The organism is Pandoraea sp. PE-S2R-1, from assembly GCF_002179865.1.
In the GTDB taxonomy this organism is placed as follows: Bacteria; Pseudomonadota; Gammaproteobacteria; order Burkholderiales; family Burkholderiaceae; genus Pandoraea.
Map to the genome: position 1 here is coordinate 189,950 of NZ_NGUR01000016.1, position 17,344 is coordinate 207,293.

Annotated in this window: 18 protein-coding genes; 14 read left to right on the forward strand and 4 right to left on the reverse strand. The window is 59.4% G+C overall.

Translation table 11 applies throughout. The features are described 5' to 3' along the window. Positions 1 to 39: 39 nt before the first annotated feature. From rfbF to CDV44_RS23640, 14 genes are all read left to right on the forward strand, one after another. On the forward strand, positions 40 to 813 hold the full coding sequence (gene rfbF / locus CDV44_RS23575) for a glucose-1-phosphate cytidylyltransferase (RefSeq protein ID WP_087691058.1): 774 nt from the start codon (positions 40 to 42) through the stop codon (positions 811 to 813). Between the two features lie 16 nt (positions 814 to 829). Further along, complete coding sequence (locus CDV44_RS23580; RefSeq protein ID WP_087691061.1) at positions 830 to 2,074, forward strand: lipopolysaccharide biosynthesis protein; 1,245 nt, start codon at positions 830 to 832, stop codon at positions 2,072 to 2,074. Beyond that, positions 2,071 to 3,198 carry a CDP-glucose 4,6-dehydratase gene (gene rfbG, locus CDV44_RS23585; RefSeq protein ID WP_087691063.1) on the forward strand — a complete coding sequence of 376 codons (1,128 nt, stop codon included), beginning with the start codon at positions 2,071 to 2,073 and terminating at the stop codon, positions 3,196 to 3,198. Before CDV44_RS23580 ends, rfbG begins: the two co-directional genes overlap by 4 nt. Then, a complete protein-coding gene (locus CDV44_RS23590; RefSeq protein WP_087691065.1) occupies positions 3,186 to 3,617 on the forward strand; it encodes a dTDP-4-dehydrorhamnose 3,5-epimerase in 432 nt (143 codons plus the stop codon). The genes rfbG and CDV44_RS23590 overlap by 13 nt, the downstream gene beginning before the upstream one ends. A gap of 1 nt (position 3,618) precedes the next feature. After that, positions 3,619 to 4,500 (forward strand): sugar nucleotide-binding protein, encoded by an 882-nt coding sequence (locus CDV44_RS23595; RefSeq protein ID WP_087691067.1) that lies wholly within the window; start codon positions 3,619 to 3,621, stop codon positions 4,498 to 4,500. After that, positions 4,497 to 5,756, forward strand: a complete 1,260-nt coding sequence (locus CDV44_RS23600; RefSeq protein ID WP_087691069.1) for an NAD(P)/FAD-dependent oxidoreductase — start codon at positions 4,497 to 4,499, stop codon at positions 5,754 to 5,756. The genes CDV44_RS23595 and CDV44_RS23600 overlap by 4 nt, the downstream gene beginning before the upstream one ends. Before the next feature lies 1 nt (position 5,757). Next, positions 5,758 to 6,726 (forward strand): glycosyltransferase family 2 protein, encoded by a 969-nt coding sequence (locus CDV44_RS23605; RefSeq protein WP_087691071.1) that lies wholly within the window; start codon positions 5,758 to 5,760, stop codon positions 6,724 to 6,726. 3 nt (positions 6,727 to 6,729) lie between these two features. Continuing rightward, positions 6,730 to 7,386: an acetyltransferase gene (locus CDV44_RS23610; protein ID WP_087691073.1), complete on the forward strand. Its 657-nt coding sequence runs from the start codon at positions 6,730 to 6,732 to the stop codon at positions 7,384 to 7,386. Then, complete coding sequence (locus CDV44_RS23615) at positions 7,383 to 8,360, forward strand: glycosyltransferase (protein ID WP_170936086.1); 978 nt, start codon at positions 7,383 to 7,385, stop codon at positions 8,358 to 8,360. The genes CDV44_RS23610 and CDV44_RS23615 overlap by 4 nt, the downstream gene beginning before the upstream one ends. Beyond that, positions 8,357 to 9,280 carry a hypothetical protein gene (locus CDV44_RS23620; RefSeq protein WP_087691077.1) on the forward strand — a complete coding sequence of 308 codons (924 nt, stop codon included), beginning with the start codon at positions 8,357 to 8,359 and terminating at the stop codon, positions 9,278 to 9,280. Before CDV44_RS23615 ends, CDV44_RS23620 begins: the two co-directional genes overlap by 4 nt. Then, positions 9,277 to 9,861 carry an SIS domain-containing protein gene (locus CDV44_RS23625; protein WP_087691079.1) on the forward strand — a complete coding sequence of 195 codons (585 nt, stop codon included), beginning with the start codon at positions 9,277 to 9,279 and terminating at the stop codon, positions 9,859 to 9,861. The genes CDV44_RS23620 and CDV44_RS23625 overlap by 4 nt, the downstream gene beginning before the upstream one ends. Before the next feature lie 147 nt (positions 9,862 to 10,008). Further along, positions 10,009 to 11,136, forward strand: a complete 1,128-nt coding sequence (locus tag CDV44_RS23630) for a hypothetical protein (RefSeq protein WP_087691081.1) — start codon at positions 10,009 to 10,011, stop codon at positions 11,134 to 11,136. A gap of 71 nt (positions 11,137 to 11,207) precedes the next feature. Then, a complete protein-coding gene (locus CDV44_RS23635) occupies positions 11,208 to 11,960 on the forward strand; it encodes a glycosyltransferase family 2 protein (protein WP_087691083.1) in 753 nt (250 codons plus the stop codon). Positions 11,961 to 12,154: 194 nt separating this feature from the next. Continuing rightward, positions 12,155 to 13,501 carry a hypothetical protein gene (locus CDV44_RS23640; protein ID WP_087691085.1) on the forward strand — a complete coding sequence of 449 codons (1,347 nt, stop codon included), beginning with the start codon at positions 12,155 to 12,157 and terminating at the stop codon, positions 13,499 to 13,501. An 83-nt stretch (positions 13,502 to 13,584) separates the two neighbouring features. Here the strand turns inward: CDV44_RS23640 and CDV44_RS23645 are convergent, their stop codons facing one another. The 4 genes from CDV44_RS23645 to CDV44_RS23660 are packed head-to-tail and all read right to left on the reverse strand — an operon-like array spanning position 13,585 to position 17,274. Further along, positions 13,585 to 15,204 (reverse strand): hypothetical protein, encoded by a 1,620-nt coding sequence (locus CDV44_RS23645; protein WP_087691086.1) that lies wholly within the window; start codon positions 15,202 to 15,204, stop codon positions 13,585 to 13,587. Next, positions 15,201 to 15,977, reverse strand: coding sequence for a trans-aconitate 2-methyltransferase (locus CDV44_RS23650; protein ID WP_087691088.1), 777 nt, complete (start codon positions 15,975 to 15,977; stop codon positions 15,201 to 15,203). The genes CDV44_RS23645 and CDV44_RS23650 overlap by 4 nt, the downstream gene beginning before the upstream one ends. Continuing rightward, a complete protein-coding gene (locus CDV44_RS23655; protein WP_087691090.1) occupies positions 15,974 to 16,306 on the reverse strand; it encodes a hypothetical protein in 333 nt (110 codons plus the stop codon). Before CDV44_RS23655 ends, CDV44_RS23650 begins: the two co-directional genes overlap by 4 nt. Then, complete coding sequence (locus CDV44_RS23660; RefSeq protein ID WP_087691092.1) at positions 16,303 to 17,274, reverse strand: glycosyltransferase family 2 protein; 972 nt, start codon at positions 17,272 to 17,274, stop codon at positions 16,303 to 16,305. Before CDV44_RS23660 ends, CDV44_RS23655 begins: the two co-directional genes overlap by 4 nt. Positions 17,275 to 17,344 lie beyond the last annotated feature (70 nt).

A 17,344-nucleotide genomic window follows, 5' to 3' on the forward strand; every position in this document is an offset into this window, starting at 1 on the left:
CACACGCGCGAATCAGGAATCAGAACAAGGAGATTTCATATGAAAGCGGTAATTCTTGCTGGAGGCCTCGGTACGCGACTTAGCGAAGAAACCGCTACGCGCCCGAAGCCCATGGTCGAAGTCGGTGGCAAGCCGATCCTGTGGCACATCATGAAGTTGTACTCGCATCACGGCATCCACGATTTCGTGGTGTGTTGCGGCTACAAGGGTTATGTCATCAAGGAGTATTTCGCCAATTACTTCCTGCATATGTCGGACGTGACGTTCGACATGCGCAATAACCGCATGGAAGTGCATCACAAGCGCGCGGAGCCCTGGAACGTCACGTTGGTGGATACCGGCGATGACTCGATGACCGGCGGCCGGCTTCTGCGCGTGGCGGACTATGTCAAGGATGAAGAGGCGTTCTGCTTTACGTATGGCGACGGCGTAGGTGACATCGACATCTCGGCGACCATTGCTTTCCACAAGGCACATGGCAAGGCGGCAACGCTGACTGCCACGTATCCGCCGGGCCGTTTTGGCGCGCTCGATATCCACCAGAATCAGGTCATGAGCTTCAAAGAGAAGCCCAAGGGCGATGGCGCCATGATCAATGGCGGGTTCTTCGTGCTGTCGCCGTCCGTCCTGCAACACATCTCGGGCGATTCGACGACCTGGGAGCAGGAGCCGCTCATTACGCTCGCGGAAACCGGCCAGTTAATGGCCTACGAACACACTGGATTCTGGCAGCCGATGGACACGCTCCGCGACAAGCATCTGCTTGAGTCGCTCTGGGCTGCCGGCAAGGCGCCGTGGAAGATGTGGGACTGAGGTTCTGGCGATTGGCATGAATTTGATCGCAAGGAATATTGCTTACCTCTACGTCATCCAGTTCCTGCGGCTCTGCTTGCCGCTGGCGTTGCTTTCCGTACTCACGCGAGTGCTCTCCGAGGTGCAGTACAGCGTGTATCTCTACACGCTGGCGAGCTCTGCATGGCTGAGTATTTTCGTGGAGTACGGATTCAACGTTTCCGCCACGCGCCGAATTGCGGCCTTGTCGGACCCCGCGGGGAACCGGACCGTCGTCACTGAAACGCAGTCGGCGAAATGGATGCTGGCAGGCCTGTCGCTGATTTTCTTTGTCTGGGCCCTCACGCAATCCTCGGTCTTTTCCCCGTACCCGGAATGGGCCGTCTGTGCCTGGCTGCTCGGCGTGATGATGGGCATGACACCGACCTACTACTTCCAGGCGCTTTCTCGGCTGCGGATTGTGGCGGTGCTCGAGGTGACGGGGGGATTGCTGACATTCGCATTCGTGTTGTTGCTGATACGGCGCACCGAGGACTTCAGTCTCCTGGTTGCGCCCCTGATCGGCGTACGGTTTCTGATCTGGCAGGTGCTGGAGCGCCAGATGGTGGTCAGCGAGAAGGTCCGGTATCGCGATATTTTCACCGTGCGCCCAGGTGTGGCGGCGCTCAAGGATGGCTGGCGCATCTTCCTGGTCCAGGGTGCGGCAAGTCTGTACACGTCGTTCAACGTGGTCCTGCTGGGGGGGGTGTCCACCGCCTACGCGGTTGCCGTTTATGGATCATGCGAGCGGCTGGTGCGCGCAGGGCTGACCTTCATCGCGCAGGCAACGTCGGCCATTTTTCCGAGGCTGAACGCGCTGAAGACGACGTCGCCGGACAAACTGGGACGCGCCCGCGGGTGGGCATTGGCGGCCTTTTTTATCGTGGCGACCGCCAGCCTGCCGGTTGTCTATCTGATGGCCCCGTTGGTCTCGCGAGTGCTCTTCCATGACAAGCTGCCGGACATCGTCCACGTGCTGAGGATCATGTCGCTGGTCATCCCGGCGATTGCGGTCAGCAATGTCCTCGCGATGCATTTCCTGGTCGTGGACCGCAAGGAGCATGTCCTCAATCTGGTGGTTTTTTCCGCTGTTCCGATAAGTCTGATCGCCGGCTACTTTTTGTCTATCCAATACGGCGCCGCAGGCATGGCGAGCGCATGGGTGGCGATCGAATGGACGATTTCCATTTGCCTCGCTGCGATCATTTTCTACCGCACGAAACCTTCTAAACAAGACCGATGACTCAGACAACCAACACTATTTTCGGTGCCACGTATCGTGACAAGCGCGTGCTGGTTACCGGCCATACCGGCTTCAAGGGGACGTGGCTCACCGCGTGGCTGCTGAAGCTCGGTGCGAAAGTGATCGGCTTCTCCGACCGCATCCCGACGGATCCCGCGATGTTCGAAGTCCTGGATCTGGAAGGCAAGATCGAGCACCACATCGGCGACGTCCGGGACGCAGCGGCCTTGGCGCGCGTGATCGAGACGTCCAAGCCGGACTTCGTATTCCATCTCGCGGCACAGGCGATCGTATCGACCTCCTATCAGGAGCCGCTGGATACGATCTCGACGAACGTGATGGGTACGGCCAACATTCTCGAAGTCTTGCGGCACGTGAAGCACCCTTGCACCGCCGTTCTCATCACGTCGGACAAGTGTTACGAGAACGTCGAATGGCCTTGGGGTTACAAGGAAACCGACCATTTGGGTGGCCGGGACATCTACAGCGGCTCCAAGGGCGCTGCGGAAGTCATCGCGCACTCCTACTATTGGGCATTCTTCCGGGATCCCGCGAAAACGCCGGTACGGATCGCGACGGGCCGGGCCGGCAACGTCATTGGCGGCGGCGACTGGGCCAAGGACCGGATCATCGTCGACTGCGTGCGGGCATGGTCCAAGGGCGAGACGGTGGAGATCCGAAGCCCGGAGGCCACCCGTCCGTGGCAACACGTACTCGAACCGCTGAGCGGTTACCTGACGCTGGGCGCCGAGTTGGCCCGTGACCAGAAGCTGTGCGGCGAATCGTTCAATTTTGGTCCCCGCACGGAGCAGAACAAGACCGTCGTATCGCTGTTGGGCGATCTGCGCAAGCACTGGGCGCAAGACCCGACCGGTGAGGCCTACCGCATCACCGGTCATGTGCCGTTCCACGAAGCGGGGCTGTTGCGCCTGAACTGCGACAAGGCCGCGTTCTTCCTCAAATGGGAAGCCGCACTGAACTACGCGGAATGCATTGGCATGGTCGGTCGCTGGTATTCCAATTTCTACTCGGGACAGCCCGAGAATGCGTACACGCTCACGCTCGACCAGATTGACCAGTACGAGGCTGCTGCAACCAAACGGGGGCTCGCATGGACGAAGTGATTCAGTTGGCGAGCGGCGCGATTGTGACGCCGCTCAAGCGAATCGAACACCCGAAGGGCGACGTCCTCCACGGGCTGAAGGCCACTGACGACACCTTCCGCGGTTTTGGTGAAGCGTATTTCTCGACCGTGCTGCCGGGAATTACCAAAGGGTGGAAGCGTCACGAACGGATGACGCTGAACCTGGTGGTGCCGGTCGGCACGATCGAATTCCATTTGCGCTCGCTCGACGGCCAGATTGCCGACAGCATTCGCCTGGGCGAGACGCGCTATGCGCGGTTGACGGTGCCACCGGGCGTGTGGATGGCCTTCACCGGCATCGGGGCGTCGCTCAATCTGCTGTTGAACGTGGCCAGTATTCCCCACGATCCCACCGAGGCGGTCAACGTTCCTCTGGAGCATTTCTCGCTGGAGAGCTGACATGAACCTACTGATCTCAGGTGCCGGCGGATTGCTTGGCGGTGCGTTGGTCAAACTCGCGACCGCCCGCGGTCACGCGTGCACGCCACTGAACCGCAGCCAGGTGCGCCTGAGTCTGGCGGCGTCGGCGGCGGAGGAACTCGACGCCCTGTTCGCAAATGTCGATCATTTCGTGCACGCTGCGGCCAACACGAACGTCGAGCATTGCGAAGCGGAGCCTTCGGCTTGTCATCGCGACAACGTGCTGCTGACAGAGCTCCTCGCGGCGGCCGCGCGGCGCTGCGGCGTGCCGATGACCTTCATTTCGAGCACCGGTGTCTACGGCGCGTTCAAAACGACGCCCTATGCCGAATACGACGACGCTCGGCCCGAAACGCAACATCACCGCAGCAAGCTTCGCGCTGAACAGCTGGTGCTGGCCGCAGAGTGGTCCAATCTGGTGGTGCGCACTGGCTGGTTGTTCGGGGGTGGTGCGCAGGCGCCGAAGAATTTCGTCGCTCGCCGCATCCTCGAGGCGCGCGCCGCGCAGGACGGTTTCATCTCGTCCAATCAGCAACAGCGGGGCTGCCCGACGCTCGTGGACGACCTCGCAGATCGTCTTCTCGACCTGATTGGGATGAAGGCCCGCGGCGTCTTCAACGTGGTCAACGAAGGCAACGCGAGCCGTTTCGAGTACGTGCGGGAGATTCTGTCTCTGGCTGGCGTGGCCGTCGAGGTTCGCCCGGTCGCCGCCGGACAATTCAATCGCATCGCACCGGTATCCGACAACGAAATGGCGGTTAACTGGCGCGCCGATGAACTGGGTCTGCCGCCGCTGCGCGCGTGGCAGACCGCGTTGGCCGACTATCTGTCGACCGACGACATGAGAGCACTGACAGCATGAGACACGTCCCGATCGCCATCCTGGGTGGGGGCATTGCCGGCATGGGCGCCGCATTGCGCGCACGCGAACTTGGACTGGACGCCGTAGTGTTTGAGGCGGCCCCTCAGGCGGGCGGACTGCTGGACAACTTCGTCGTCGAAGGTTTTCGCTTCGACAATGCCGTCCATCTGAGCTTTGCCACCGAGCCGGAAGTTCGCAGCATTTTCGATCGCACGCCGTATTACACACACCCGGCGGACTCGCAGTGCTTCGACCAGGGCGTTTGGCTCAAGCACCCCGTGCAAAACAACCTGTTTCCGCTGCCGGCCGCGCGTAAGGTTGAACTGATCAAGTCGTTTCTGGCACGTCCCGACATCGATGAGCCCGCCAATTACGAACAATGGCTGCTCTCGCAATACGGCGAGGATATCGCCCGTAGTTATCCGATTGCCTACACGTACAAGTACTGGGGGACAGCGCCCGACCATTTGTCCGTCAACTGGATCGGGAATCGCATGCGCCGCGCAGAACTCGACGAGATTCTCTTCGGGGCATTCACTGCGGAAACACCCAATACCTATTACACGAAGGAGATGCGGTATCCCAAGGAGGGCGGCTATAAGGCATTCATTGCGCCGCTGATCCAGGATGCCGACATCCAATTGAACGCTCGTGCCGTCCGTGTCGATCCGGTGGCTCGTCGTATCGAATTCGCGGGTGGCGACGCCGTGAGCTATGACCGGCTGGTGAGCAGCCTGCCGCTGCCCGAACTGATCCGCATCATGCCCGGCGTGCCGGACACCGTGGCAACGGCTGCCGCGACGCTTGAGGCGACCTCGATCGACCTCATCTCGGTCGGCTTCAAGGTGCCGCTCGATCTGGACCTCTGGTTCTATATCTACGACGCGGATATCCATGCAAGCCGGGCGTATTCCCCGTCGGTGAAATCGCCTGCCAACGCGCCGGCCGGATGCAGTTCGCTCCAGTTCGAGATTTACCAACGCGGGCGCGAGGCCCGCCATTCCCCGGAAGCGCTCAAGGACAACGTGCGCATGGCGATTCGCAAGATGGGCATCGCCCGGGAAGAAGACATCCAGTTCCTGCATCACAAACGGTTGCCTTGGGGCAACGTGATCTTCGATATCGGCATGGAAGAAAACCGGCAGATCGTTCGCGATCATCTGGACGTTTGCAAAGTGGCCTCGTGCGGGCGCTTTGGCGAGTGGGACTACCTCTGGAGCAACCAAAGTTTCCTTAGCGGTTACCGGGCTATCTGACATGAAAAAACTGAGCATCTGCATCCCGACCTATAACCGCTCTGGTTTTCTGGACACCCTGTTGAGCTCGCTGGTGGCACAGATTGCTACCTCGGGCCGCGGTGACGAAATCGAAGTGCTGGTCTCCGACAATGCGTCGCCGGACGACACACCGTCGATCGCCGCCAAGTACGAGGGCGCGATTCGCTACTGGCGCAACCCCGAGAACATCGGCCCCGACGCCAACTTCCTCAAATTGTTCGGACAGGCGACCGGCAGTTATATCTGGCTGCCCGGCGACGATGACACCGTTCGTGACGACACGCTGCGCTACATCCTGCGCATGATCGACACCAACGAATTCGACTTCCTGTACCTGCGCACCCAGGGGAGCACGAGCAAAGACTGGCTTACGCGCGGTGCTGCACAGGTCAGTAACGTGGAGCTGCTGCGCCGCGTTAACATCTTCACCACATTCATGACCTCCCAAGTCATCCGCGCGGACCTGATCAAGCCCAACCTGGAGCAGGCGCGTACGCACTTGGGCGGCTTCATGGCGTACTACTGGATCTTTCTGGAAGCGCTGCACCGATCGGCCCGTTGCCTCATCAGCGAGGAGCGGGAGGTGTTCCCGGACACGACGGAGAACACCGGTGGCTATCGCTTTTACAAGGTATGGGCGGAAGCGGTCTTCGATGTACTGAAGGCTTCGTCCTTCGGCGCGGATGCCAAGTCCTTCGCGATCATGCGCTTTCGCATGTTCTTCGCGCTCTTGCTGCCGATCACCTACCGTCTGCGCTCGGGCGGGGCGCGTTTCAAGTTCCAGTCCGAGAATCCTGCGGCGGGGCTTCAGAAGTATTTTGGCAGTGGTATTTATCGGCCGATCGTCTCCACCTATCTTGGCCTGCCCTACGTGCTGCTCAAACCGGTCCACTTCGCCATGCGCGTGGTGTTGCGCATCACGCGTGCCTGCCGCAACGATATCGTCTGAGCGATGAGCCAAACCCTCCAGCGCATACTCAACAACCTGCGGCGCCCGCTGCCGGATCTGACCGCTTACCTCCAGGGCAAGGTGACATCCGCCCTCTGGAGGCGCTCGATTCACCGTGTCGGCCACGGCTTTCACGTCTGTCGCGGGGCGCTGATTCAGGGTGGCGAACACATCAGCATTGGCGACGGCTTTTACGCCGGGCAACTGTTGTGGATCGAGGCCGTGCGCCGCTATGGCGATGAAAGCTACACGCCAGTGATTGAAATCGGCAATGGCGTCACGTGCAGCCAATCGGTGCACATCGCAGCGACGGTGCGCGTGAGCATCGACGACGGCGTGATGTTCGGGAGTCGCGTGCATGTGACCGACCATGCCCATGGCCGCTATCACGGTGACATTCAGGACTCGCCCGACGTCGCGCCGGGCCGTCGCCCGCTGGCACCCGGCCGGCCGGTCCACATCGAGCGCAATGTCTGGCTCGCGGACGGTGTCGTCGTGCTGCCCGGGGTCACGATCGGCGAAGGGTGCGTGATCGGTGCAAACAGTGTGGTGTCGCGATCGCTGCCGCCACATGTCATTGCCGTCGGCGCTCCCGCAGTCCCCATTAAAAAATTCGACTCCAAGACGGGCCAATGGCTTCCGTGCTTTCCCGACACATGACCACCCTAGGTATCTGCATACCAACCTATAAGCGACCGGATTTTCTAATCCGCTGCGTGCTTTCGGCACTGGAGGCGGCTGGCGGTCGTCCGATCCGCATCTTCATCGCCGACGACTCGATGGATGACACCAACGACGCCGCTTACGCAAAGCTGGCACAGTGGTCGAACCAGATCGTGATCCACCGCAACGCCCGCAATCTGGGCATCGACGACAACATCCAGCAGGCGGTCGACCTGTGCGACTGCGATTACGCATGGATCGTTGGCGAGGACGACAGCTTCATGTCCGACTCCGTGCGGCGAGTGCACGACGCATTGCAGGGTGCCACCCATGCCTTTGTATTTGCTAACTACGCGTATGTCGGCGATGACGATAACCGCCGGTTAGGCCAGGCGCTGGACGTGCCCGACGGTGAGATGCCGGGGTTCGAATTCGTGTCGAAGAGTCTATGGGCCGCGGGCTTCATCGGCGCCTGCATCGTCGACCGGAAACGCTGGGATGCCACGTCGACGGCCCCGTACAAGGGGTCGTACTACACGCACGTCGGCAGAATCTGTGAATTGCTTGCCGGTACGGGTGATGTCCTCCCTGCACGGATCATCGCCGAGCCCTGCGTTGCCAATCGCGTCGAAGGGACCGACACGTTCACGTGGAAGCGGGACTCCTATGGTGTGTTCTTCGGGTTTTGCGCCATGTGCAATGCCGTGACACGACAATGCCCCAGCCTGTCCGGTGCGTCGATGCAAGCGGCGAAGGTGATGGAGAATCGCTACGGCTGGCTGACGCTGCGTCTCGCCATGCGCCTCAGGTCGGAGCGAGGTTACGACGTCGAACAATACCGGCGCTATCTGTCGCGTCACACCGAGAATGGGCTGAAGCGATTTGCGTTCTACGTCATCAGCGTTTCGCCGCCGTGGGCCTTCCAGCCGCTGGTGTCGGCGTATCGCCGGATGCGTCGAGGGGCGGCATGACGAACATGAAAATGGGCGCTCACGTCGCATCGATCAAGACGGCTGAAGCGTCATCCGTGGCACGTTATGCGTTCGTGGAGGTCAAGGCATTCGGTGACCTGACGGTGACGGCACGGACCTTGCGTGATCTGCCCCGGGACACATTGGCACGCTGTGCATTGGTCGTCGCGCCCCATTTGACGGATCTGGTGAACGCCCTGGCGCCGTCGTGTACTGTCGAAACTCTGGCGTTATCCGACGACAGGTTGCCTGCCATTTTCGATCTCAAGGCGAGAGGCCTGCCGGCGGGTATCGGTAGTGCACTGTCGCTTCGCCGCGCGTTGTCCGGCGCGGCGAAGGGGGCAACGCTTGTGCTGCCCCGCGCGCACCGGCGCGAGCGCTTTATCGCGGGTGGACGCCCGATGGCCGTGTTGCCGCCGGCGGAAAACGTCTATGTCGCACAGGAGCAGTTCGTCGCACGCTACCTGACGAGCGCGCCGGTTGCGTGCGTGCCGAGGGCAAGTGCTGCGCACAAGCGCATCGCGTTTTGCCTATATAGCCGCGTCGCTGCGAAAAACGTTCCGCTGGACCTTGCTATCGCGCTTTCGGACCTGTGCGCCAAGTCCGGATTCGAAGCGGAGTTCCTTTTGCTGGATGGGGAGCATCTGGATGGCGCAGAGCGCCTGAATACCCGGCGGATCCCCCGGCGCTTCGATGCCTTGGCGAGCGCCTTGGCGGACTACGCTGGCGTATTATCTGCGGATAGTCTTCCCGCCCATCTGGCCGAGTATTGCGGAACACCGGCGTTTGTTGCTTCACCGGTATCGAATCGCTATTGGCTACCTGCCGATGCCTTTAAACAAGATCATTGGGGCGTTTTCGGCCAACGTGACGAGCTCTTCGCGCGTTTCCAACGTTTCCTGGACATGGTGAAACCATGAGCAAACTGTTTCTGAAGAACCTTGAGCAGCATTTGGCACTGTTCCAGCAATTGGAAGGTCTCGCGCCGGCAGTGGATCACGCGTGCCGGCTAATCACCGAGAGCATGCGCAGCGGCGGCAAGCTGATGATCTGCGGTAATGGTGGCTCGGCAGCGGACAGCCAGCACATTGCGGCCGAGTTTACCGGGCGGTTTATCGCCGATCGGCGCCCGTTGGCGGCACTGGCTCTGTCGACCGATACCTCAGCGTTGACCTGTATCGGCAACGATTATTCGTTCGCGGAAGTCTTTGCGCGCCAGGTGACGGGGTTGGGGCGCGCGGGTGATTGCCTGCTCGGCATCTCGACATCGGGCAATTCCGAGAACGTCATCCGTGCGGTTGCCGCCGCGCGCGAGCAGGGCATTCGCACCGTCGGTCTGTTGGGGCGTGACGGTGGCGCGTTGGCTTCGCTGTGCGATCACGCCATCGTGGTGCCGAGCGACGTGACGGCGCGCATTCAAGAGGCCCATATTTTGATTGGTCACACCCTCTGCGGTGGCGTCGAGCAGGCGTTGGGTCTTGCGCCGTCGACTGCGGATTGATGATGAAACGCGTCGCAGCCGGTTTCCCGGGGCGAAAGATCAAGTGATGTCGGTTTGCGGGTGTTTCTCTCAACTGCCAGGTATGAATTGGAAAATAGTAATTCGGTGAATTCTCTATCGAGTGGCACGCCTCCGAGAGTGGGGACAATGACAGACCGCGCGGATGACGGCATGAGACGTGGGGTTCAAGCGTCCATTGACAGACCCATTAACGCTAACGAGCGGATGGGGCGATGGTTGCTGTTCTTTGGGTTTCTCGCCAATGTCCTGAGTAATTCAGAAGCCTATCTGAACGTTTTCCCCGGCGCAGCGAAGCACGGGGTATTCGTGCTTGCGGCAGTCATCTCGCTGATGCGGATGCCAAGGCGCTCCATGCTCGCGATGGTGGTTGCGTCCCCGCTGGCACTTATTTATGTGTTCGGAGACATGGGCGTGTATGCGTTCATGGTGCTGACGCTTGCGTCTGCCCTGCCGGTCATCTGGGCGGGCATCAATAGCGTGATCGAACGACGTGACTACCGATATGTGGCGGCGCTTGCCGTGGTGTCGTTGATTCCTGCGATGTTGAGCTGGCAGACCATGATTGCCGACGGGTTCTTCACCACGACTTACGGCAGGCCACGAATGCTGATGGGATATTTTCATCCCAAGGAAGCGGCGACGGCATTTGCGATTCCGATGTTGCTGCTCATGATGATGGGGCGCTCTGCCAAGACGATCCTGTGGGCGGTGGCGATTCTGTTTCTTTGGGCGGTGGGATCGAGAAACACCGCCATGATGCTATTCCTGGGCTGGGCGTTGCGATGGCATGGCCGGCTGGTGGTGACGGTGGTCCTGATTTTTGTCCCCGCGTTTATTTTCTGGCTGGCGCTGAGCGGCAATTGGTATGAAACGCTCGACAAGCTTCTTTCGCTGCGACTGACGTTGTGGGGCGAGATCTTGCGGGTTGGCCGTGTTGTGACGGACATGGACATGAACTTCAGCGATCGCTTTGCCGCAGACAATTTTCATGTCGAGGCGTACGTGCTTATTGGTGCGGGCTCGGTGTTGCTGACGCTGACGTGGATTGGCACTTGGATTGCCATGGTCGGCCGACGGGTGTCGATGCATTCCTGGGCCTATATCGCGTTCGCGATGCTCCTATTCAATACTTGTTTTGATAGCGGCATTGCATCAACTGGGAATCTTGCACACATATTTCTTTGGACTGTGATGTGCTCGCCAATACTAGGCGCCAGGCGCAAGGCTGAGCGGGTCGAGGCGGCGCGACTATAATTGAGCCGCTGATGTCTCTCTAAAAGAAGTTCAGGGGATCTCGCCCCCAATGATTGGCACATTGATTTGATATGAAGATTTCAGTAATTACCGTGTGCTACAACAGCGCGCGGACAATTGAGCATGCATTGCGCTCGGTGGCCGATCAAGATTTCCCTCTGGTCGAACATATCGTCATCGATGGTGCGTCCAAAGATGACACGCTTGCGATCATTGGCAAGCACGGTCAGCACGTTGCCAAGCTCGTGTCCGAGCGTGATCGCGGTATTTACGACGCGATGAACAAGGGCGTCACGCTTGCCACCGGAGACGTCATTTGTTTTCTGAATTCGGATGACAGGTATGTGTCGTCCGATGTGCTGTCGCGAGTGGCGGATCTAATGAGCACGCACAATCTTGAGGCGTTGCTCGGTGATGTGGCGTTTTTCCGTGAAGAGGCGCCGGACACGGTGATCCGGCGTTTTCGCTCAGACCGGTTCACGCCCGCGCGGCTCGCGTGGGGGTGGATGCCGGCCCACCCGGCGCTGTTCCTGCGCCGGGAAGTCTATGAGCGTGTCGGTCCGTTCAAGACCGACTACCGGATTGCAGGCGACTTCGAGTTCATCGTTCGCGCGTTCGGCGGCGCGCAGGTGCCCCGCTATCGGCATCTGCCGGAAGTACTCGTCAATATGATGCACGGTGGCGCAAGCACCGGCGGGTTGAAAGCGAAGATCACGTTGAATCGCGAATTCCTGCGCGCGTGTCGGGAAAACGGTATTGAAACCAGCATGCTCAAGTTGCTGGCGAGATATCCGCTGAAGCTTCTTGAGCTGGTGAAGCGCTGACACCGTGATTTGTTGTAAGCGGGTTGGTACGGTCTGTGATGTCGAGGTCTCTCGATCCGCAACGATTTGTCGCTGGTCAATGACCGTCTCTGCTGCGAGCGTTATGGTGAGACCCGTCACCCTCTTGTTGTCGCAATCCGGAATGGATGCGCTCGCCGACACAACGCTGGAAATATAGGCAAGGCTGCTAAGAGATGCAAAGTTCACAAACCTCAGTGCGTAAGAAGCTCATTCTGGTCGAGCTTAACGAAATCAACTTCGACATTGCGTCGGATTACGTCAGGGAGTATCCCGGGCGATTCCCCGCACTTGCCAAATTGATCGCGGGTGCTGGCGTGCGCTCCACGTGCGAGCAGAAGTACGAGGAAATCGAACCCTGGATTCAGTGGGCGTCGGTGCACAGCGGCAAGACATACGCGGAACATGGGATTTTCCGGCTCGGAGACATCGTTGGATCCGATGTTCCGCAGCTGTTCGAGCAGTTGGAGCGCAATGGTCTGCGTGTCGGATGCGTGTCCGCGATGAATGCGGAGAATCGCCTGAGCGCGCCCGCGTACTTCATTCCTGATCCGTGGACGGCGACGCCGAGCGACGGCTCGTGGTGGAGCCGGGTGCTTACGCAAGCCGTATCGCAAACGGTCAACGACAACTCGCAGGCCCGTATCACGCCAAAGAGCGCCATGCATCTGGCGCTGGGGCTTTTGCGCTTTGCTCAGCCGAAGCACTACGGTTTGTACGCCAAGCTGGTCGCGAAGAGCCGAGGGGCATCGTGGCGAAAGGCGCTCGTCCTCGATCTTCTGTTGCACGATATTCACGCCAAGCTTTTCCGTGCCCGCTTGCCCGATTTCTCGACGGTGTTCCTGAATGCGGGGGCGCACATCCAGCATCATTATTTCTTCAATTCGAGCATCGTCAAAGGGAAGACCAAAATCGCCAATCCCGCGTGGTATGTGGCGGACGATCTGGACCCGATCGCAGAGATGCTGGAGGTGTACGACCGGTTGGTCGCCGACTACATGAGCTTGGAGAACACGGAGGTCATCATCGCGACCGGTCTGTCGCAGAAGCCGTATGACCGTGTGAAGTACTACTATCGGCTCAAGGACCACGCGAGTTTTCTGGACAAGCTCGGGGTTCGGGTCAAAGCGATCCAGCCGCGCATGACACGCGACTTTCTCCTGACGTTCGATTCGGCGCAGGAAGCATCGGTCGCGCAGGCGCGCCTGTCGAGCCTGAAGACCGTGAAGGACGGTGTGCCGATCTTCGGCGAGATCGACAACCGTGGCGACAGTCTGTTCGTGACGTTGACCTATCCGCAGGAGATCGGTGCCGATTTGCTCGTCACGATCGACGGGAAGTCATGGCCGCTCGCGCCGGACGTCACTTTCGTGGCGATCAAGAACGGGATGCATCAGGAAACCGGCTTCTCGTATTTCAGCGCGGGCGTTGCGAAATATGCACCCGACGACCAGAGCCACGTGAAGGAGCTGTACTCGACAGTACTGCGATTCTTCGATCGCCGTAGCGCTACGCCGACGTAATCAACGCGCGGTATGTCGCAGAAAAAACGGGCCGATGGCCCGTTTTTTTTGGGTTGTCACAGTGTATCTACGGTGCGATCAGGCTAATTAGGCCAGATAGCAAAGCCGTCGCGGCAGGTCGTCAACGAGGGACCGTGCATACCGACCGAATAGCAGTCCTGCTGGCTCACATGATCAAGCGCCGTGGTGTCGATCATGTCCGACGTTCCCCCGACCATTGCCTGAAGCTGCTTTGCCAATGTCATTTCGAATGGGTTGATGAAACGTTCCGGTTCCAGTGCGGTCGTGCGGAGCGCGATGGGGTTGGGAATGCCGTCGGCACGTAAGTATCTATAAACGGATACAACGGGTTCGATATCCCAAAGACTGTGTATGTTCAGAATGAGCGGGCGCATCCGATCTTCGTGAAGCATTGCCTTGAGCCGATCTAGATTGGCGCTGAACTTCTGTGTTTCGGAGAGCGTGTGGACCGAAGTCGCTCGGTTTGCCGCGAAATTGTCAGATGCGCTAAAGAGAAACGCCGCGCATAGCAGGGTCGCGGTGCCGGCGGTGATAATCGGCACGTATGCGCTGCGGCGTGTCACGACCCGAATCGCATCGACTAACAAGACAGCACCGAATAACAACTGCAACTGTGCTGAGAGCACGCCTGGCAACAGGTATCGGCCCGGTAGGCCCACGTCGTCGGGCCAGGCCTTGCTGTAGAAGACAATCTGCGAAGCGTAGACAGCGAACAGGGCAATGCCGCCGATCGAGAAGCGCTTCAATGACGTGACGAGGGAGGACATGTCGCGGGTCCGATCGTCGTATCGCGCGAGTCGAATGTCCATGAACCGCCACGCCAAAAGTCCGGTGGCGAGCGCGAACACCCAGATCCAGACAACCGGTCTGCCGGCAATCGAGAGCAGCAATTCGAGACGGCTGTGCATCGAAACGTCGTTGCTATAGATATCAGCACCCGCGCTTCGAAGCCGAGACATCACCGTCAACGCGATCCAGCTCATGAACGTCAGCGATGCCATTAACGGCAGGCAAGCCCACGGCGTGACACGCAGCCGCTTTCTCCAGATCAGAAGGAGAACGGGAATCGCCGCGAGTACGAGCATGTTCTCCTTGCTCCCCGCCGCGATGACAATGCCGATGCTTACACCCACCGAGGCGGCAAAACCAAGTGTGCGACGTGAGCGCAGCGCCCAGCTGAGCGCCATGACACAGAGGCCGAATACGGCATAAGTTTCGGCCGGCCCCGCCCGCGCGAAAATATCACCCCAATACGGCGCAGACAGCACAAAGATGGCGAAGCCTGCGCTCAGAACCGGGCCCGCGAATGGCAGGCACAGCAAGGCAAGCGTGAGTCCCGTGAGCAATGCGATCAAAATACGGATGCCGTACCAGAGCGCAGGTTGTTTGCCCCAGGCCATCGCTTCCGCAGCTCTGATCACGTAGTAGCTGGGACGAAAGCGGGCGAGCTTCGCATCGGGCGCGAGTTCCGTATTGGCCAGGACCTGACCGATTTGCGATGGGGGAAGGCGGGGATGTTGGCCGATCATCCACATGATTTCGTGGTCGTCGATCGCGCCCCATTTTGCATGAGTCAACGGTCCCCACAGAAAGCACGAATACACGGCGATGATCGCGTAGCAAAGCCAATGGCCCCATTTCAGCCGAAAACGAAAGGCACTCCCCGGCGCGACATCGATCACGGCTTTCTCCACATTGTGATGGTCGCAAACGAGAGCTTTCGGCCGATCCAGTTGCGCCAGAACAGCCGGTCAAGGGCAAACGTCGCACGTACCGCAAGCGTGCCGCCACGATTGAGCAGGGGGAAGGCGTCGGGGTTGTAATACAGCACGTAGGCGAGAAGTCCCGGGTACACCTGATCGACGCGTTGCATGCCCACTTGTTCAAACATCGCATCCAGGTCGGGCAGGTCGAATCCCTGTTCGGTCTGCTCATCGAACAAGTCATTCTTCTGATAGATGCGTTCGCGGACTTTACGCGTGAGCCAAGTGTTCTGGGTGGGTTCAAACGTGACGAAGACACCGCCGGGAGCGAGCGCAGCGCAAAGACGGGCTACGACCTCGGCGCTTTGTTCGAACACGTGATGAAGGCCGCCGATCAGAATGATGAAGTCGAACGTCTCGCCCTTGGGATCGAAGCGGGTCGCATCCTGCCACTCGATACGAAGTCCGGGGTGTTGCTCACGCGCAAGCGCGACCATATTGTCGCTGTAATCGAAGCCGTAGTAGTCGACGTTGGGCTGCACGTAATTACGAACGATCGCAAGGCCTTCGGCCATGCCGCACATCGGCTCGAGAAGCCGTGCGCCCGGCGCAACCGAACTCTGTTTGTCCGAAAAGAAGTGCGTCCAGATGAGCTTCTTCAGCAGCAGATGATTGCTGCCTTTTCGTGCCGCCGAGTACTTGTCGGAGATCTGGTTGAAGTGCTCACGCTGGCGGTCGATTTTGTCGTTCATGTCTTGCCTGTTGTGATGCCAATGACGGCAATGCCCAGCAGTATCAGCAGGATGCCTGCGCCTTGCGGCATGGAGAGCCGCTCGTTGAGAAGCATGTAACCGGTGACCGTCGTCCCCATCATCAGTAAGCCCGAGGCCACCGGGAAGGCGAGTGACAGCGGGAAGATGCGCAGTATGTAGATCCACATACCGGCACCCGACACGTACAGAATGCCCCCGCAGACAAACTTCACACTCACCCACGAGGACGACGTCTTCAGAAAGTAGAGACCGAGGCAGCTCGTGACGGTGTAAAGCAGCAGCCCGAGAAAACCAACGAGGAGCTTCACGGCAACTCCTCGTCGATGAGGTATCTCGGACGTCGTTTCACGCCGGTCAGAATCTGCGCCATGTATTCGCCGATGATGGCTACGCAAAGAATCTGCACGCCCCCCAGGAAATAGATGGGCAACGTCGTCGAAGCCCACCCCGGCACAACCCCCCCGAAGAACAGCGCTGCGCAGAGGATGTAGGCAGACATGACGAGTGTGATGCCGAAGACCAGCAGCCCGATCAACGTAATCATTCGCAGCGGCGCAACGCTGAACGATGTGACACCGTTCACGGCCAGCTTGACCATCTTGGCGAGTGAGTATTTGCTGACACCGGCAGCGCGCTCGGAGACATCAAATTCTACGATTGCGCTCCGGTAGCCCAATTGCATGCAGATCGCGCGCAGAAAAACATCCGGCTCGCTGTACTCGCTCAGGGCAGCCATTGCCTTGGCGCTCAACAAACGATAGTCGGCGTGATTGGGAATCACACCCGCCCCCATTTGTCCCATCAGCCGGTAGAAAAAACTGGCTGATGTGCGTTTGAAGCGGCTGTCGGTGTCCCGGCTCTTTCGAACACCGAACACAATTTCAGCGCCATCACGATGGCGTTCTAAAAAGGTCGCCATCGCGCCGGCATCCTGCTGCAAATCGGCGTCAATGGAAATTGAGACGTCGCAGCGTGTTCTGGCCTGTAGCAAACCAGCCAATAGTGCACTTTGATGACCGAAGTTTCGGGATAGCTTCAAGGCGCAGACGGATGGGTTATCGAGCCGTGCGGCGCTCAGAATCGGCCAGGTAAGGTCCGAGGACCCGTCGTCGACAAAATAGAGAAAGCTTGCGGCCGCTACGAGTCCGTTCACTTTCAAAGTGTCCAGCTCGACAATGAGACGGGCGATGGTGAGGGGCAGAACGTCCTGCTCGTTATAACAAGGCACGACGATTGCCAGCGTTGGCAGATCGCAATCTTTGCGAGAAGGTCCCATTGTTGTGTGCTTTTTTGCGTTGCCGAATTATACGTGAGCAGTATTCCAGTCCCTGTGGCCAAAGGCTGCT

What these genes read in the sequence shown, in the direction of transcription:
- rfbF (WP_087691058.1), top strand. Translation starts at nt 40, where the DNA reads ATGAAAGCGGTAATTCTTGCTGGAGGCCTCGGTACGCGACTTAGCGAA.
- CDV44_RS23580 (WP_087691061.1), top strand. Translation starts at nt 830, where the DNA reads ATGAATTTGATCGCAAGGAATATTGCTTACCTCTACGTCATCCAGTTC.
- rfbG (WP_087691063.1), top strand. Translation starts at nt 2,071, where the DNA reads ATGACTCAGACAACCAACACTATTTTCGGTGCCACGTATCGTGACAAG.
- CDV44_RS23590 (WP_087691065.1), top strand. Translation starts at nt 3,186, where the DNA reads ATGGACGAAGTGATTCAGTTGGCGAGCGGCGCGATTGTGACGCCGCTC.
- CDV44_RS23595 (WP_087691067.1), top strand. Translation starts at nt 3,619, where the DNA reads ATGAACCTACTGATCTCAGGTGCCGGCGGATTGCTTGGCGGTGCGTTG.
- CDV44_RS23600 (WP_087691069.1), top strand. Translation starts at nt 4,497, where the DNA reads ATGAGACACGTCCCGATCGCCATCCTGGGTGGGGGCATTGCCGGCATG.
- CDV44_RS23605 (WP_087691071.1), top strand. Translation starts at nt 5,758, where the DNA reads ATGAAAAAACTGAGCATCTGCATCCCGACCTATAACCGCTCTGGTTTT.
- CDV44_RS23610 (WP_087691073.1), top strand. Translation starts at nt 6,730, where the DNA reads ATGAGCCAAACCCTCCAGCGCATACTCAACAACCTGCGGCGCCCGCTG.
- CDV44_RS23615 (WP_170936086.1), top strand. Translation starts at nt 7,383, where the DNA reads ATGACCACCCTAGGTATCTGCATACCAACCTATAAGCGACCGGATTTT.
- CDV44_RS23620 (WP_087691077.1), top strand. Translation starts at nt 8,357, where the DNA reads ATGACGAACATGAAAATGGGCGCTCACGTCGCATCGATCAAGACGGCT.
- CDV44_RS23625 (WP_087691079.1), top strand. Translation starts at nt 9,277, where the DNA reads ATGAGCAAACTGTTTCTGAAGAACCTTGAGCAGCATTTGGCACTGTTC.
- CDV44_RS23630 (WP_087691081.1), top strand. Translation starts at nt 10,009, where the DNA reads ATGACAGACCGCGCGGATGACGGCATGAGACGTGGGGTTCAAGCGTCC.
- CDV44_RS23635 (WP_087691083.1), top strand. Translation starts at nt 11,208, where the DNA reads ATGAAGATTTCAGTAATTACCGTGTGCTACAACAGCGCGCGGACAATT.
- CDV44_RS23640 (WP_087691085.1), top strand. Translation starts at nt 12,155, where the DNA reads ATGCAAAGTTCACAAACCTCAGTGCGTAAGAAGCTCATTCTGGTCGAG.
- CDV44_RS23650 (WP_087691088.1), bottom strand. Translation starts at nt 15,977, where the DNA reads ATGAACGACAAAATCGACCGCCAGCGTGAGCACTTCAACCAGATCTCC.
- CDV44_RS23660 (WP_087691092.1), bottom strand. Translation starts at nt 17,274, where the DNA reads ATGGGACCTTCTCGCAAAGATTGCGATCTGCCAACGCTGGCAATCGTC.